Source organism: Nostoc sp., from assembly GCF_036917435.1.
GTDB lineage: Bacteria > Cyanobacteriota > Cyanobacteriia > Cyanobacteriales > Nostocaceae > Nostoc.
Window position 1 is genome coordinate 208,589 of the sequence record NZ_JBALDM010000047.1, and the last position, 15,679, is coordinate 224,267.

Annotated in this window: 19 protein-coding genes; 12 read left to right on the forward strand and 7 right to left on the reverse strand. The window is 41.0% G+C overall.

The window, feature by feature from the left end:
- Positions 1 to 97: 97 nt before the first annotated feature.
- The 4 genes from V7K98_RS23970 to V7K98_RS23985 all read right to left on the reverse strand — a co-directional run bounded on the left by V7K98_RS23970 (position 98) and on the right by V7K98_RS23985 (position 2,021).
- Positions 98 to 364: a hypothetical protein gene (locus V7K98_RS23970; protein ID WP_335026399.1), complete on the reverse strand. Its 267-nt coding sequence runs from the start codon at positions 362 to 364 to the stop codon at positions 98 to 100.
- Positions 365 to 485: 121 nt separating this feature from the next.
- Positions 486 to 971, reverse strand: coding sequence for a hypothetical protein (locus V7K98_RS23975; protein WP_335026401.1), 486 nt, complete (start codon positions 969 to 971; stop codon positions 486 to 488).
- 5 nt (positions 972 to 976) lie between these two features.
- Entirely contained in the window at positions 977 to 1,609 is a 633-nt protein-coding gene (locus tag V7K98_RS23980) for a hypothetical protein (protein ID WP_335026403.1), read from the reverse strand.
- 73 nt (positions 1,610 to 1,682) lie between these two features.
- Positions 1,683 to 2,021, reverse strand: coding sequence for a hypothetical protein (locus V7K98_RS23985; RefSeq protein ID WP_335026405.1), 339 nt, complete (start codon positions 2,019 to 2,021; stop codon positions 1,683 to 1,685).
- Positions 2,022 to 2,308: 287 nt separating this feature from the next.
- Here V7K98_RS23985 and V7K98_RS23990 point away from each other — a divergent pair, with 287 nt between their 5' ends.
- Genes V7K98_RS23990 through V7K98_RS24010 form a run of 5 tightly spaced genes read left to right on the forward strand, consistent with a single transcriptional unit; the run spans position 2,309 to position 7,325 of the window.
- The gene (locus tag V7K98_RS23990; protein ID WP_335026408.1) at positions 2,309 to 2,977 is read left to right on the forward strand and encodes a hypothetical protein; all 669 of its coding nucleotides are present in this window, start codon (positions 2,309 to 2,311) and stop codon (positions 2,975 to 2,977) included.
- Positions 2,977 to 4,614 (forward strand): hypothetical protein, encoded by a 1,638-nt coding sequence (locus V7K98_RS23995; RefSeq protein WP_335026410.1) that lies wholly within the window; start codon positions 2,977 to 2,979, stop codon positions 4,612 to 4,614. The genes V7K98_RS23990 and V7K98_RS23995 overlap by 1 nt, the downstream gene beginning before the upstream one ends.
- A gap of 29 nt (positions 4,615 to 4,643) precedes the next feature.
- Positions 4,644 to 6,281 (forward strand): hypothetical protein, encoded by a 1,638-nt coding sequence (locus tag V7K98_RS24000; RefSeq protein WP_335026412.1) that lies wholly within the window; start codon positions 4,644 to 4,646, stop codon positions 6,279 to 6,281.
- Positions 6,247 to 6,459 carry a hypothetical protein gene (locus V7K98_RS24005; RefSeq protein WP_335026414.1) on the forward strand — a complete coding sequence of 71 codons (213 nt, stop codon included), beginning with the start codon at positions 6,247 to 6,249 and terminating at the stop codon, positions 6,457 to 6,459. The genes V7K98_RS24000 and V7K98_RS24005 overlap by 35 nt, the downstream gene beginning before the upstream one ends.
- Before the next feature lie 11 nt (positions 6,460 to 6,470).
- On the forward strand, positions 6,471 to 7,325 hold the full coding sequence (locus tag V7K98_RS24010) for a hypothetical protein (RefSeq protein ID WP_335026416.1): 855 nt from the start codon (positions 6,471 to 6,473) through the stop codon (positions 7,323 to 7,325).
- Between the two features lie 156 nt (positions 7,326 to 7,481).
- Here V7K98_RS24010 and V7K98_RS24015 read toward each other — a convergent pair whose 3' ends face one another.
- The gene (locus V7K98_RS24015; RefSeq protein WP_335026417.1) at positions 7,482 to 8,702 is read right to left on the reverse strand and encodes a tyrosine-type recombinase/integrase; all 1,221 of its coding nucleotides are present in this window, start codon (positions 8,700 to 8,702) and stop codon (positions 7,482 to 7,484) included.
- A gap of 567 nt (positions 8,703 to 9,269) precedes the next feature.
- On the opposite strand from V7K98_RS24015, the gene V7K98_RS24020 reads away from it, so the two are divergent.
- The 6 genes from V7K98_RS24020 to V7K98_RS24045 all read left to right on the forward strand — a co-directional run bounded on the left by V7K98_RS24020 (position 9,270) and on the right by V7K98_RS24045 (position 14,541).
- Positions 9,270 to 10,448 carry a CapA family protein gene (locus tag V7K98_RS24020; RefSeq protein WP_335026419.1) on the forward strand — a complete coding sequence of 393 codons (1,179 nt, stop codon included), beginning with the start codon at positions 9,270 to 9,272 and terminating at the stop codon, positions 10,446 to 10,448.
- Between the two features lie 840 nt (positions 10,449 to 11,288).
- A complete protein-coding gene (locus V7K98_RS24025; RefSeq protein WP_335026421.1) occupies positions 11,289 to 11,669 on the forward strand; it encodes a hypothetical protein in 381 nt (126 codons plus the stop codon).
- A 115-nt stretch (positions 11,670 to 11,784) separates the two neighbouring features.
- A complete protein-coding gene (locus V7K98_RS24030; protein WP_335026423.1) occupies positions 11,785 to 12,393 on the forward strand; it encodes a thioredoxin family protein in 609 nt (202 codons plus the stop codon).
- 8 nt (positions 12,394 to 12,401) lie between these two features.
- Positions 12,402 to 13,094, forward strand: coding sequence for a cytochrome c biogenesis CcdA family protein (locus V7K98_RS24035; protein WP_335026425.1), 693 nt, complete (start codon positions 12,402 to 12,404; stop codon positions 13,092 to 13,094).
- A gap of 126 nt (positions 13,095 to 13,220) precedes the next feature.
- Entirely contained in the window at positions 13,221 to 13,817 is a 597-nt protein-coding gene (locus tag V7K98_RS24040; protein ID WP_335026427.1) for a cytochrome b/b6 domain-containing protein, read from the forward strand.
- A gap of 7 nt (positions 13,818 to 13,824) precedes the next feature.
- Complete coding sequence (locus V7K98_RS24045; protein ID WP_335026429.1) at positions 13,825 to 14,541, forward strand: molybdopterin-dependent oxidoreductase; 717 nt, start codon at positions 13,825 to 13,827, stop codon at positions 14,539 to 14,541.
- On the opposite strand, the gene V7K98_RS24050 is transcribed toward V7K98_RS24045, so the two are convergent.
- Positions 14,517 to 14,669: a hypothetical protein gene (locus V7K98_RS24050; RefSeq protein ID WP_335026431.1), complete on the reverse strand. Its 153-nt coding sequence runs from the start codon at positions 14,667 to 14,669 to the stop codon at positions 14,517 to 14,519. The two genes, V7K98_RS24045 and V7K98_RS24050, sit on opposite strands and share 25 nt — an antisense overlap.
- 61 nt (positions 14,670 to 14,730) lie before the next feature.
- On the opposite strand from V7K98_RS24050, the gene V7K98_RS24055 reads away from it, so the two are divergent.
- Positions 14,731 to 14,949, forward strand: a complete 219-nt coding sequence (locus V7K98_RS24055; RefSeq protein ID WP_335026433.1) for a hypothetical protein — start codon at positions 14,731 to 14,733, stop codon at positions 14,947 to 14,949.
- 197 nt (positions 14,950 to 15,146) lie between these two features.
- Here V7K98_RS24055 and V7K98_RS24060 read toward each other — a convergent pair.
- Positions 15,147 to 15,679, reverse strand: a 533-nt coding sequence (locus V7K98_RS24060) for a tetratricopeptide repeat protein (protein WP_335026435.1), incomplete at its 5' end; no start/stop codon positions are given.

The following is a 15,679-nucleotide window of genomic DNA, read 5'->3' on the forward strand; positions in this document are numbered from 1 at the left end:
TGTATACCTTCTCAGGAAAATGTCACTTTAAGTGTCATTTATTCTGTCACTTTAAATGTCATAAATTGTGTCACTTTTAAAAATAGGTATACCACCATCAATTTATCTTTGTTTCTACTCTTGCAACACGCTCGGAAAGTGTGTCAAGTCTATCATCTACTCTGTCTAGCACGGCTGCGATTTTATCGGTTGTACTTTTTAGTGAGGCAACGTCGTGTGATATTGCCTCATCACGGCGTAGTTGTTTTTCTGCGATATCTCTACGATGCTTCCTACTACCAATAATTTCTTGTATCTGTAGCATCATTAGTGGTACGCCTATTGTCAGTGCCCAAGTCATAAGTGTCTCTGTGTTTTTGTCCATTATCATTTCCTTTTTAAAATCATTCACCCTGCTAAAGACAGAAAAATACCCACCAACAACGCAATGGGGTACGCTATTGATGGGTGTAAAGATGAAAATGCTGAGTTCTAAGTTAAGGTAACTACTGTCTCCGTAAAAGCTTATTTACCGATGTTTGTAATGCTGCTGTGCGTTGTAGTTGCTGTTTCTCTGACGCTGCCAAACTATCAAGAGTCGCCCCTTGATTTGTACCTACATACTCCCATATTTGTATTTTTACATCAGGGAAATACCACATAGGAGAAAACGATATCACATACTTGTTGCCCTCAAGAGAGGGGAAAGTCGTGAATCTGTGAATTGTATACCTATTAAGTACTAATCTTAGTGATTCCCCTTGCGCCGCGCCAGCAACACCGAACGGCACGGTGAAAGCTTGGTACAAATCCCCTGCTCTATACCAAGTTTCTTTCCCGCTAGGACAAACAACGTAAATTCCTATAGTGGAGTGAGTAAAAACTACGTCTGGTTCTATTGGGTCAATAGCTTTGGTAATCTTACCATCGGCAAAGGTCGCGTTATTCGTTCTGTTTACCCTTAGTAGCCACTCAGCCCCAATAGAGTACATATAGTTTATTCCTCCTTATTGTCGCCGCCAGCAGCCTGAAGTGCAGCGAGAATAGCAGCGTTACCTTCACCAGAACCTACTGCGTTGCTATTTGCCAAGGCTTCCGCCGCGGTACTAATGGGGTATGTGCCGCCACCTTTGAGAGTGAAATTACCATAAATCTCAGTAGCCCCAGGAGAAGCACTTATCTTGCCTGCGGGAATCAATCCACCCAATGCATCCGCAATAACTCCGGTAGTTGCCCACGATTGGAAGGCGAATGATAGCGTATGGTAACTTGCGGTAGGACTTGTGTCTGTCACTGGACGGATAAGCTTGCCAGTTTTAATGACGACGCTTCGGCTGCCAACTTTTTTACGGATTTGTACCCTGTTACCGCCTGCGTTCTTGCCGTCCGCATTTTTCTTACTTTTCCTAAGAGTCGTACCATCCGCTAGACTGAGACTTCTTACGATACTATCTTCTTTCGCCTTTCCGTAAATAGGCGAAGTATATTGCTTCTTGTCGATATCTAAAAATCGAGCGACATTCAAGCGACACGAGAACCAGCCGAATGGGTCATCAAGCACTCTATTAGCATCACCACTTGTTTTACGAGCGCAAGCATACCACGCTCTTCCTAACGGTTTGTCAGCCATTTTTCCCCTTTTATTTATATCGGTGAATTAGAAGATTGGCATAGGCACTATTTCAGTATCTATGCCATGAAAATTATGCGTAAGAAGGCACAGTTGTGTCTAAGTTAGCAGAGGAAACAACATTCAGTTGGTAGGTTGAAGCGAATGTTTGAATACCACTTGCTACATCTACTTGCACTGTTCCAGTTGTTGGCGCTGGGTAAGAATTCAATAGCTCACCAGTGGTAGCAGTTGTATTAGCAGCATTCTTCGCAACTTGCGCTCTGTATGCAGCAAGCATTATTTTGCCAAGAAACTCTGAAAATGCCACACCAGTAGGTAATGGATCCATTCCAGAGATATATGTCGCAACTGCGGTATCAGTAACTTTTGCAGAAACTTCAGTGAGAGTTAAATCAGCGGTAGCGGTCATATTTTTTGTTTCCCATGTGGGTGTACGAATGCCAACTTAGCGCCTTGTAAAAAGCGTGTCAATACCCCAAAAAAAGATATTTTGACATTTTTAAGGTGTCGGTACTAGACAAAGTTTTTCTCACCGCTTAACCTGTAGGAATATTTTTCTACGGTGTATAGCATTGTATGGCACTTGATACTTTTAAAATAAAATCTAAAGTATGCATCACTCTTGATGCCGATAGCGGTAGTAGCGTACACCCTATTTTCGAGTACGCACCATACACCAAAGCAGGGTATAGGGTGATGAATGAGTACTTTGAAATTTCAAACCTCAAAGCAGTAGCATTTATTTATTCTGTAGGGGTTGTCCCTTTTCCAGTATTCGAGCTAGAAGATACAGAAAGTAAACAACTTCTTACGGCGATAAATCTTGAGTGGAAAAGTGAGCGGATACAGATGGATATCGTTGTAACGGTTAACGACGGGGCGACTTGGCAACGTATTGCAGCCTATAGTTTGCTCAATCCATCACCATATCCATATAGGGAATACTCACTCGGCAATCATAGTTTGGGTGATAATGCGATGCTTGGCATACAGATGAGAAGCGTAGGCTTTGGCTTACTACAGAACGGCAACCTTGGTAGCGATAGAGTTACAGTTTTTGCCGATTTAGGGCGTGTTGTGACAATAGAAAAAGTATCCGACAGTGGCATCAAAATTGCAAATAATATCACAACAACGCCTAGCACAATAATGAATGCCAATATCAACAGAACGACAGCAGTATTCAGCAATACAAGCGATAAAGATGTCTACATTGATGTTGTCAGCACTGTCAGTCCAACATCGCACCTTATAAAGTTAGAGCCTACAGACTACTACGAATCACCCGCACCAGTGTATACAGGGCAGTATTGGGCGGTAACAGCGAGTGGTAGCACTGCGATAGATGTCAGGGAGTTTGTGTAATGTTTGCAGATAAACCTAATCCATTGATAAGCGAAATTGCCAAAGGTGTAAAACGGATAAGTAACGGGCTGGAAAGGTTTAGAGAATCTTCTCTTGCATTTCTTCCTACAGAATTCATCAATCCCTTTGTTGTAGATATCGACCAGTGCAACATCAGGGTAGGGTACGATCCACCCAATGAAGCTAGCTTGTTCAATAGGTTTGTAAATTTACCAAGCTTCTATTACGAATACAGAAACAAGCGTTGTGCAGTTTATGAAATGCAACTGCCAAGGATAGTACCTGCTGATAGTTTTCACATTATTCCCAATGGATGCAATCAATTAGTAGGCTTTGCTTTTATTGAGAGTGAAGGTAAATTAATAGGTGGCGCTGACAAATTCAGCTATTTCATCAATGGTGGTATAGGCACTTTTCCTGAAGGTACTACAACAAATGGTGATGGTAGTAATATTTATCGACCAAATTCTAATGTTTTTAAGTACGATGTAAACTTATCAGGTGTGCCGTCAATACGACAACGATACATAGGCTTGGACGGAGTAGGATATACGTTACTTTCTGCTGCAATTGAGTACACCGACGAATATTTGGTATTTGTCAATGGCATTGTCAAGCCGCCCTTCCCTTTGTACAACTTTGGTGGGGAATATGTCACAGCTCCCTGGGAAATAGTAAATATTACTACGGGAACGTGTGTACCTCACCGAATTATTTTGCCACCACCACCGAAAGACAAAAAAAAAGAGGAGTGTAAATGTATGTGTTGCCCAGGACAAGAGAATAACGACGCTTTACTTAAACTTGTACTCAAGCGTATTGGTAGCTTACCTGCGAGTGTACCTGACAATTTTGCGAAACAAAATCCTACTTTTGTGAACATTGAAAGTTTGGCAGAGCTAATGTTTTGGCAAATGCAACAACTTGATGCATTACTGGGTAGTTTTCCTATCGATATAACGATTGAAGACATAGACAGCACAAAGGAAGGGAACCAAACAGAGAAGCTTTCATTGCCGAACGTAGCAGAGGGAATAGCGGAACTGCTAGGACTTCTTATCACGACAAAGCGTGATACACAAGCGACTCTTATTACTGCCATAAAAGCAATGGGAGAGGCAGGCATGGCAAAGCAGTTGGGTATAAAAACACTTGACGTTTCTCTCGCTAATGCCGAATTCCTAGGTTATAAGCTTGAGCAAAAAGAGAAAGAGATACCATCGCTTTTCACGCCGGGCGGTGCCAACCTTGCTGAAACATTGAAAGAGAAGAACGTGAAAATTATCACTTATGAGAACAATGACAAAACCGATTTACAAGATGACTTGAAAATTCTCAAAACAATGGCTGCGAGATGGAACGCACAAAATTGGAGAGGTCTAACAGGTGACATTGTGGAAGACTTGCGGCAAAAACTTTTGGGTAATCCTGAAGCTATAAGCGAGAACCACAAAGAAAACGAACAAGGAAGTTTTAATGATTTCACAGAACAAGCCGAACGTGGATTTATAGAAGTATCCGGTATTACTGATACAGTTAATCCTTGGGGTAGACCTTTTACTGAGCGTCCGAAAATACGAGAGATTGGTACAGAGAAGGGAAACTACGACAAAGACGGGGAAGAGAAAGTGAAGTAGTAGGGGTATTTTCAGAAGTGTCATTTTAAATGTCATTTATTTTGTCATTATTTATGTCACTTTATTTTACAAGGGTATATATGGCTATTAAATTTGAATTATCAAAACTCACAAGTAGAGTCGTAAGAAGCGAGATAGGTACACGAATAATAAAGGGTATAGAGCAGGGGATAACAAAACAAGGAAGTACAGGTAATGCAGCTTTAGACTTTTTAGGATACGTTTTTAATGCAGCTTGGAGTCTTACAGGATTCCTATTCGGTAAAGTATCACAATATTTTAAGTTCAGTTGGACGGGCTTTTGGTCGTGGTTTACGGCAACCCGGCAATTTATTTGGAATTTCAATTGGAATCAAACGGATGAGCAGCTTAATGCATCAATACAAGCACAATGGAGGGCTGTTATCACACAGTTAGGGGGAACGTTAGGGAATGCTTTCGGATATCTCGTATGTGGCATTTTACCGGGTGCGATAATTACAGTTTTTAATGAGCCACTTGGAGCGGTGGTACTTGCAAAAGTAGGGGAAGAAGCACTAGAAGAATTGTTGCAAAACTTAAGTTCACTATTTAACAGTGCATTGAGATTAGGTACTCAAATTCTCATTACTGAGACATTCAAAAATGTTCGCAAAATAATAAAATCAAATAGCAGCTTGGTAAAAAAATTACTTGGTACAAAAGCAGAAGCAGCTATAAAAGCATGGGGTGAGAAAGACTCTAAACCGTGGAGCTTTGCGAGTGCCAATGAAGAGTTTCTCGACAAAACTTTTGGTGAAGATACTATATGGCGTGATGCGGCAGAAGAGTTCCAAGAAGAGTTTGACGAAGCGTGCGTGGAAGCGGGCTACGTTGTTGCGAATGCCGTTGACACTTTCCTGAGTGCATCGATGATTCAACAAGAGAGAACACCTTTGTTAGGGCATGAGAGATATGTAGAAATAACTCCTAACAGGAATAATCCTGATGAAAAAATAGTGCTTGGCGGCAGTGAAGAATTACTGAAGCCTCAAATTATTCAGTATCTATCAACGTATGAGTCTTTCAATGGTAGGGATTTAGGTACTATTTACGGTACAGCGCCGATAGAAATTGCAGAGCGGCGATACAGACCTGAAGTAGTTTTGAAATTCTACCGCAAGCAAAATAGCGATAAGGAGAAAGGTGAGATTGTGGAAGCAATGAGTATGCAAATAGCTTTTAGACTCATGAACAAAACTACAGCAGATTTTGAAACAGATACATACCTTAAAAGCCTAGCAGCACTCATACACTCAAAATTCGCTACACCGCCTTTTAAAATTACCAAGGGATTAGAAACATATACCTATGCTGACCATCAAAAAGGATATCAATTTAAGCTTGACGTGAACAATCAACAGGAAGCAAGGCGCGTTGTAGAACAGGTACTAGACTTACAACAACACGCTGTCAATGACGACCTACTGCGACGTGGTAGCAGGAGACTAACGCCTGAAAAGCCTAATGGAGAGAAAGTAACAATATTGGGTGCAATCCAGACATTGCCAACTCATCAAAACAAAGGCATAGTAAGCTTTCAGTACGCTTATCTAAATGTAGGCGTTAGCGTACCGCCTATAATCTTAGTAGACACAACAGGGAGAAAGAAGAATGCTATTTTCAGACCCAATAAACTTTCTGGATGAGTATGAAGAAATAGAGATAACAATAGGGCAATATATCAAATTTGATGATGATAATGATGGTGAATGTGTAGGGCAAGTGTTAAATGTCAATCAAGAGATGGATGTAGTGCAAGTCACGCGCGGGACTATCATCATTACGACACATTGGATTACAGCAGAGCTAATAATAGAAGCATAAGGAGCAAGGCAATGCCACTTTTCAGAAAAGTTTCAAAGAATACTACAACAGTAAACAACTACACAACTATTGATGGTGTACAAATACCAGCAACTATCAAAACAGCGTCAGAGCCTGGGGACTATTTTATTGGTATTGATACCAATGGTGGATTATACAAAATTACTAAAGCTGACTTATTGGCAGGTTTGTCAAGCGACGGAGGTAGTGGTACTGTTAGTGGCAATAAAACATTGCTACTACTGCATGGTGAAACAATTGCAGATAGCAGCACTTACCTTAAGTCGCTAACAAACACAGACGTTTCTAGTGTTGCCGATTACAGTAAGTTTGGCGGTAAAAGCCTTTATTTTAATGGTGCTTCTAGACTTAGTGTATCTTCTGAAAGTTTTGCGAGTGGTAGTAATGATTTTTGCTTTGAAATGTTCATACGATGGGCACAAACATCATTCTCAGGTGAGCCAGGGATATTTCAGTTAAGTAGTGCGGGAGATGGATTGCAAGCAGGGTATAGCAATTCGCTAGGAATAGCAGTGGTACCTATTAGCGGTAATCCGAAGTATTTTATGATTGCAAATGGTAATGCTTACAATGGCACTATCGAAGTAATGCCTAACAGTTTCGACTATATAGCATTGAAGCGAGAGACAAGAGTTGTATCAGGTATAGAGAAGAGAATTACTTCACTATGGGTCAATGGCTATGAATCTGTAAGTGTAGAAGATAACACCGCTTACAGTTGCTCCAAGCTTGCGCTCGGTGGATATTACTCTACTGGCTATTTAGGCAGATTTTACTTAGATGACTTTAGAGTTAGCAGTGAAGCCAAGAATACAAGCACAGTGCCGACTGTGATGCTTACTTGATAACAATATTAACAAGTGAATACCCAGCAACAATTTGGTGTCGTTGGGTATTTTTTGTGTGGTAGTGTATGTATCCGTAGAAGTGACACTTTTTATGTCATTTTAAATGTCATTTATTTTGTCATTATTTATGTCACTTTATTTTACAGGTATCTTCTACTTGATAATTGATGGTAGTGAGATACGCTCGATATCCATTTTAAGGTAGTGTTCACGTATCACCTCCTCACTGTTACCAACAAGTAATGAGAGTTTGTGTAACGGGAAGTCATTATTGGCGTGATATGAAATCATCGTGTGTCGTAACTGATATGGCACTCTATACCTTATATTCATCACATCTAATAGAGTACGCCATACACCGTTAAGTGCTTGTTGGCTTATAGCGTTACCTTTGCGGTTCAAGAATACATAATCTCTAGGTTTTCTGCTACCGGGTAGTGAGTCAAATAATATCTTAAGTTCTTCGTTAATGGGGAATTGACGTGAATTTACAGTTTTTGTTTTTGCCTGCTTGATAATTTTACCGCTGGCATTTACTTGCCCTTCCTTGAAAAATATCTTCTTACCTTCTATATCTACATTCCCCCACTTGAGTGCTACCGCTTCACTTGGTCTACAACCTGTAAGCCATAAGAACGCTACATAGCGCCAGTATTGCTGATGTGCCCCACGTTTGCAGTACTCACCACTGCGTAACGCTTCAATTATTTGGTATACTTCTGCAACTTTGAAGATGTCAATGTTACCATCCTCATCTACATTGTCTGCTATGTGTCCCTTGATAGTAATACTGTTCAGTAAATCACGATACCCTATGCCCCAACGACGTGGGATAATACCCTGCTTACTACACCAATCTATTGCACTTACGATAGTTTTAAAACGTTCTTTGGAAGTCTTCACTGTTCTGTTTTTATCACCGAATAGGTAACTTACAATCTCTTGCTTTTGTTCAAGGCGTTGATAGGGACAATTCTCTACGATGCTTGTCACTGTTGCGTTACGCGTAAGAATTGTTGTCTCACTCCATGTACCTATCTTAGTGTTGAAATCGACATATTTATCCCACAATACCCGTAAGTCATCTTTTTCTACTACCTTGATAATTCCTTGCTTTTGTTGCTTCATCATTGCAAGTCTGTCTGTTGCAATGAGTTTCAGTGCGTCAAGCTCCACTGTGTCGCCTGCTGAGATTTGCCGTGTCACCTCAGCATCAATGTCGTAAGCGATGTCAAGTGCTACTCGTTGGTCTTTGCCGCAGCCTATCGTTTTACGACCCAGCTTTGCACTCAGTCTTACTTGGTAGTAAATACCGTACTGAGTTTTCATCTCCATTAAGTGTACATTTTTGAAGTCGCTTTTAAGTGCTACCATTTTCTACTGCCATGAGTGGTATAAGTTTCAGACCTACTCTATCACAATGGTAGAAATAAATGGTTGAATGATTTTGAAATACTTATTACTTATCTCTTGAAAGTACCGCTGTGTAGCGATTGTGGTATATTCTCAAGCAGACCTGGAAAGTCTGTTATGCAGAAATGTATACGAGAGTTCGAATCTCTCCCTCTCCGTTAAATGTAATCAGGGTAAGAGTTTTCGGTCTTACCCTTTACTATTTTATGTTGAAAAAGATTCTTAAACAACTGAACAAACCAATGGTATTTGGCTTAAGGGACTGACAAATAAAAAATATCCCAAGTTTTCTTGTGGAATGGGCATCTTGCCCGTCCCCAATATTAGGACGGGCAAGATGCCCATCCCACAAAATGAATAATTTATTTCCTGGAAAGCTCTAATAGCTGGCAGGTATGATTACTTGCAAATGGAACAAGATTACAGTTCCGTACTTACAGAGTAAAAGATTGCCAAAAAAACACTAAAGTATACAGCGATCGCACAGATTTATACGATAGACTGATGCCATTGTGTGAGGAGTGAACGATGGCAAATCTCAGCTTGGGGAGAGTGCTTTCATTTAGTTTTATCAGTGTTTATTTATATGTGGGTATTAGTATAGGAATTATTATCCGGCTTGGGCAATCACAAAAATTAAACGCTGCTACTACACCCACTGAACCTGTATCATTACCGCTTGCTATTCCTGAACCTACACGACTAACAACAAAACAGCAAACTTTTTCAGATACTATTACTATCAAAGCTGTTGGAGATATTATTCCCGGCACTAATTTTCCTAACTATAGATTACCCCGGTTTCGAGATCAACTATTACCAAAGTCAGTCAGAACTAACTTGCAAGGATCTGATATCTTATTTGGTAATTTTGAAAGTAGCTTAACTAATTATCCTTACACTACCAAAGATACTAATCGAGGACAAGTCTTTGCTTTTCGCTCCCCACCAGAATATGCTCGGCTATTTGCTGAGGCTGGTTTTAATGTGTTTAATATGGCAAATAATCATGCAATGGATTTCGGCCCGGTAGGGTTCAAAGATACAAAGAAAAATCTTGAAGCTGTGGGCATTGCAACATTAGGTCATAAAAATCAAATTCTCTACTTGGAAGCTAACAATATCCCCGTGGCAATGGTGGGTTTTTCTCCTTATGAAATGTATAATTCTATTCATAACTTAGCAGCAGCCCAAGCACTGATAGCAAAAGCTAAAAATAAAGCAAAGATTGTAATAGTATCGATGCACGCTGGAGCCGAAGGGACGGGGGCACTACATATTAAGAATCAGACAGAGTTCTTTTATGGAGAAAATCGAGGTAATTCTATCAAGTTTGCTCGCAAGATGATTGATGCAGGAGCAGATTTAGTACTAGGACATGGGCCTCATGTTCCGAGAGCGATGGAAATTTATAAGGGAAAAATTATTGCTTATTCTTTAGGAAATTTTTTAGGATATCGAACTTTATCTACAAATGCCGAGACTGGTGACTCGATGATTTTAGAAGTTAAACTCAACTCTGTAGGAGATTTAGTATCCAGTAAAATTATCCCTTTGCGGATGAATCGGCAAGGAATCCCTCAAATTGATCGGTATTTTCGGACTGTGAAACTTATGCGTTCTTTGAATAATCAAGCTTTTCCCAAAAATCCGGTGAAGATTAATAAAAAGGGTGAAGTTGTTGTACAGAAAAGGGAAATAAATTAGGACTTACGCATTGACAGGAAAGAATAAGTATAGATGATTGAAAAAACCAGATACATCGTAGGGGCAATTCATCAATTGCCCCTATAATGTAGGTCTATTTACCATCAATAAATGATTATTGAATAAGAATTCCAAATCATCAATCAGTCGGGGATTCAGACCCGCCACTGTCGCTTCGCTTCAATTAAAAATTAATAATTAAAAATTAATTTCCAGTTTTTAATTTTACATTTTTAATTTTTAATTCCCGAAGGGTGGGGGTCTTAAACCCAGTTATTCATCCGCCACTCGTACAGAATTCATTCTGTTAGCGGATAGCTATGGTTTAGCCCATTCTGACTCCTGACTCCTGTTTGATAAAAACCTAAAATAACGTATTTACGTTAATTCACAACATGAAGGAGAGGGGTTAGGCGTGAGGCTTTAAGATGTACTTAAATAGATCGGGAAGCGCTATATAAAATGTCTTAAGCACCAATTTTTGCATGATCTAAAGTTAAGATAGCTCATGCACTTCAACATAAGATTTTGCTGAGATAATACCTAAATTAGGTTCTGGCTTGGAATTACCATGAATAGCTGAGAAAATGCTGAGAATTAGCTAAATTTTCTCAATGGATAAATTTATGAAAATCATGGCTTAGTTTCAATAAGCTCTCAGTCCTTATAGGGATACTTTGGATATTCGGGATAAATCAAACATCAGTAGCAAAAGTCTGATGAATTCCTGTATAAAAAGGCATCTTTTTGAACTCAAGAGCCTTTATGAATCTGCTTGTATCTTAATTTCCTCTGAATCAATCAATACAAATAAAACTATCCAAAGGACGAAAGAAGACTATGAACTGGAAAATAATTTGTTTAATTGCTGGTTTAAGCTTAACTGCAAGTCTCACTGCTTGCTCTAGCAGTCCTGCAAGCAACAATCAAATTGCTCCTGAAGCCTCTCCTGCGATGAGTAAAGATAAAGCTGGCGATGCTATGGGCAAAGATGCGATGGGTAAAGACAAAGCCGGTGACGCGATGAGTAAAGATAAGGCTGGCGGCGCTATGGGCAAAGATGCGATGGGTAAAGACAAAGCCGGTGATGCGATGAGTAAAGATAAGGCTGGCGGCGCTATGGGCAAAGATGCGATGGGTAAAGACAAAGCCGGTGATACGATGAGCAAAGATAAGACTGGCGATGCTATGAAACAACCTCCAGCTTCTACCAAGCCCTAGCCATTACTAGCGTTGTATCTCATTTTTCTTGTACTAAGTATAGGGGCTGCTTACTAGGAAAGTCTCGATCGCATCCCTATACTTTGGCGCTTTTACCTCAACAGGAGAAATTCTGATGAATCACAACCTGCTGCGCCGCCGTCAGTTACTTTTTTATCTTGGATTAGGGGTTGTCGGAATCGGTGCAGCGACAACATTTTCCAATTTTAGTAAAGTAAATACTCCTTCTATCTCTCCGGCAAAAAGTAATAATCCGCAAGACTCAGAAACTATTGCAGTTAAAACTCCGACAGGTAAGAGTTTACCAGAGTTTCAGGGTATCAGTCAGTGGCTTAATTCTAGCCCTTTAGCGATCGCTGATCTCAAAGGCAGTGTTGTCTTGATCCAGTTTTGGACTTTTGCTTGTATTAACTGTCAGCGTACCCTGCCTTACATTACTAAATGGCATCGGCAGTATGAGGCGCAGGGACTCAAGGTGATTGGCATCCACACACCAGAGTTTGCTTTTGAGCGAGATCCGAACAATATAAAAAAGGCATTACAAAAACACCAAATTACTTATCCGGTTCCAGTGGATAACGAATATAAAACTTGGAACGCCTACGAAAATCAGTATTGGCCCCATCTATTTCTAGCCGATCGCCAGGGTTTACTACAATATGACCATATTGGTGAAGGGGCATACGAAAAAACAGAGCAAACTATCCGCCAGCTATTGGGGTAGAAGGAATTATGACGACTTCTACTTTGTCAATTAGTCTGGCTTTGTTCGGGGGAGTTTTGAGTGTCCTTTCGCCCTGTGTTTTACCGATTTTGCCTGTGCTATTAGGCCGATCGCTCCAATCGCATACTTACGGGCCAGTAGCACTTGTGGGGGGATTAATCGCTGGTTTTGCCCTGGCAGGTAGTTTACTCGGTGTAACAGCAAGCTGGTTTACGGGTTTGGCTAACTTATTACGGAACGGCGCGATCGCATTCCTTTTATTTTTAGGATTATTGGCAATTTTCCCCACCTGGAGTTACCGAATATTTACTTATATTCCCGTTGCTAATTGGGCTAAGAAACCCCCACGAATCGGACTTATGGGAGAATTCTGGTTAGGGACTCAGTTGGGGCTTTTATGGACTCCCTGTGCCGGGCCAGTTTTGGGAGGAATTTTAGTCTTAGCGGCAGTTAATCATCAAATCGCAGGTGCATTTTTGCTACTGGTTGTTTATGGAATCGGAGCCGGTTTGCCTTTATTAGCGATCGCCTACGGTGGGCGAGTACTTAGCAAACGTATCCTCAATGTCCGTCGCCATAGTGCAGTGTTGCAGCGCGTGGGTGGTGTTGCGATCGCAGCAACAGCAATTGCTATTCTTCTCGGTTGGGATGTCCAGATACAACTTTGGCTAGCTCCGTTTTTTCCTACTCAATCGATGTAATTCGTAATTCGTAATTGGAGAACAGGGCAACTAATTTTAGTTATAGAAAATAAAAAATGCGTATTATCTTTATTTCAGATAAAACTGACTTATCTATGCACTTTTAACTACGAATTACGAATTATCATGGTTTCATCTAAACGTAAAGCCCGTTCAACACCAAGTCAGACTTTACTTTCAAAGACCTTTCACTGGACTAACATTATCAGCCTCATGTTGATGATCGCTAGCGGATTGCAAATATATAATGCTAATCCAGTATTTGGCGGGCGTGAAGGTTGGCATTTTCCCGATTTTCTGTTGCTGGGAGGTTGGCTAGGGGGTGGCAGAAACTGGCATTTCACTGCTATGTGGCTATTTTCACTAAATTTACTTTGGTATGGAATCTATATCTTTATAACCCGTCGTTGGCAGCGTCGCTTTGCCGATCGCAGCGACTTAAAAGCATTGCAAGTCAGCCAGAACCAAAAACGCAAAAATTACGCATGGCATCGGCTAGCTTATACTGCTATCATTCCCGTGCTACTGCTGGCAATCTTGAGTGGTTTGGCAATGTACAAACCTGCCCAACTGCATTGGCTTTCGGGGCTATTTGGTAGTTGGCAAACTCTCCGCACTGTTCACTTTATCACTGTTCCCACAGTCATACTGTTTACAATTGCTCATTCCTTACTTGCCCTGAAGGTAGGAAGCATCCGTCTAGTTAAGTCTATGTTTGTGTAGAGGTAATATGAGTCTGATTCTTCCCAAACGCACCTTATCCCGTCGCCAATTATTGCAACTATCTGGACTTTCAGGGGTAGGTTTTCTTTTAGGTGGTTGTGGGACAAATTTGTTCTCAGATAATGTGCGGCAAATATCTGAGCCGCTAAACCAACGTCTGGAAGCACTATTGTTAAGTCAAAAACCAGTTCCAGAATTTCCTGTCAGTGCCATAGAAGCAGATAAATTGCTGATTAATACCTTTGACTTCACGCCGCAAATCGATCCGGCGCAGTTTCGCCTAAAAATTGATGGCGAGGTTAGTAACCCAATGCAATTGAGTATGGCAGATATTCAAAAATTTCCCTTGACTTCAATGGTAATTCGCCATATCTGTGTTGAAGGCTGGGCTGCGATCGTTCAATGGGGAGGTGTGCCATTGCGAGACTTGGTAGCGCTGGTACAGCCGAAGTCAAATGTCCGCTATGTCTATTTTAAATCTGCTGATGGCTATTATGAAAGCTGGGATCTCGCCTCTGCTGTCCATCCGCAAACCCTCATGGCTTATCAAAAGAATGGACAACCGTTATCAGTTGATAATGGTGCGCCTATGCGTTTAGCATCCCCAATTAAATTGGGCTACAAACAAAGCAAGTGGGTGACTCAAATTACATTCGTCAGCAATTTGTTACCTCTTAAAGGCTATTGGGAGGATCAGGGCTATGAGTGGTTTGCAGGGTTATAGTCAGCGAAATAAATATTGGTGAATAAAGAACTGGGAAGGGTTTGAGATTGCCACGGTGCGATCGCAATTGATTTGTGTTTAACGGCAGATGATATGATTGCGATCGCTCTACTTGCATAAAAAAGCATTCACGAGTATCAAAGGCTCGTTGACGGAGATAAAATACTCGTTAACGGAGATAAAAGCCTCGTGAACGGAGCTAAAATACTCGTGAACGGAGCTAAAATACTCGTCAACGGAGATAAAAGCCTCGTTGACGGAGCTAAAATACTCGTTGACGGAGATAAAATACTCGTTGACGGAGATAAAATACTCATTGACGGAGATAAAATACTCGTTGACGGAGCTAAAAGACTCGTTGACGGAGATAAAATACTCGTTGACGGAGTTCAGAGGCTCATTAAGTAGATAAACAAAAATATTAACAGTTATTGCGATCGCACCATTCGCAGAAAATAGCCTAGAGAAGTAGTTATAGGCGTTGCGATCGCATTATTTTGCTTCACTGCATTTGCAATGACATTGTGTAATTAATTATCTTGCCTACTTATTAGAGTGAGATTTGAATCCCAGGCGGGTAATGCAGCCGGTGCAGATTACCTAAATTACTGAAACCAACGGGAGACAAAAGCAACCATTCTCCTGAATAAAGGCTGACGATTCCGCCGCAAGTTTTCTAGATTTTCACGAATGGTTATTGTATTGGGATGATTTGCTCCCAACCTTTGTTCAGCGATCGCCAAAGCTTCGATGTACAAAGGTTCGGCATCGCTGTACCTTCCCTGTGAATCGTAGAGTCCTGCCAAATTGTTCAGGCTAGTTGCCACATCTGGGTGTTCATCCCCCAGCAGGCATTTTCTCATGGACAAAGCTTCGATGTACAAAGATTCGGCATCGCTGTACCTTCCCTGTGAATAGTAGAGTCCTGCCAAATTGTTCAGGCTAGTTGCCACATCTGGGTGTTCATCCCCCAACAGGCGTTTTCTCATCGCCAAAGCTTCGATGTACAAAGGTTCGGCATCGCTGTACCTTCCCTGTGATTTGTAGAGTCCTGCCAAATTGTTCAGGCTAGTTGCCACATCTGGGTGTTCATCCCCCAGCAGGCATTTTCTCATGGACAAAGCTTCGATGTACAAAG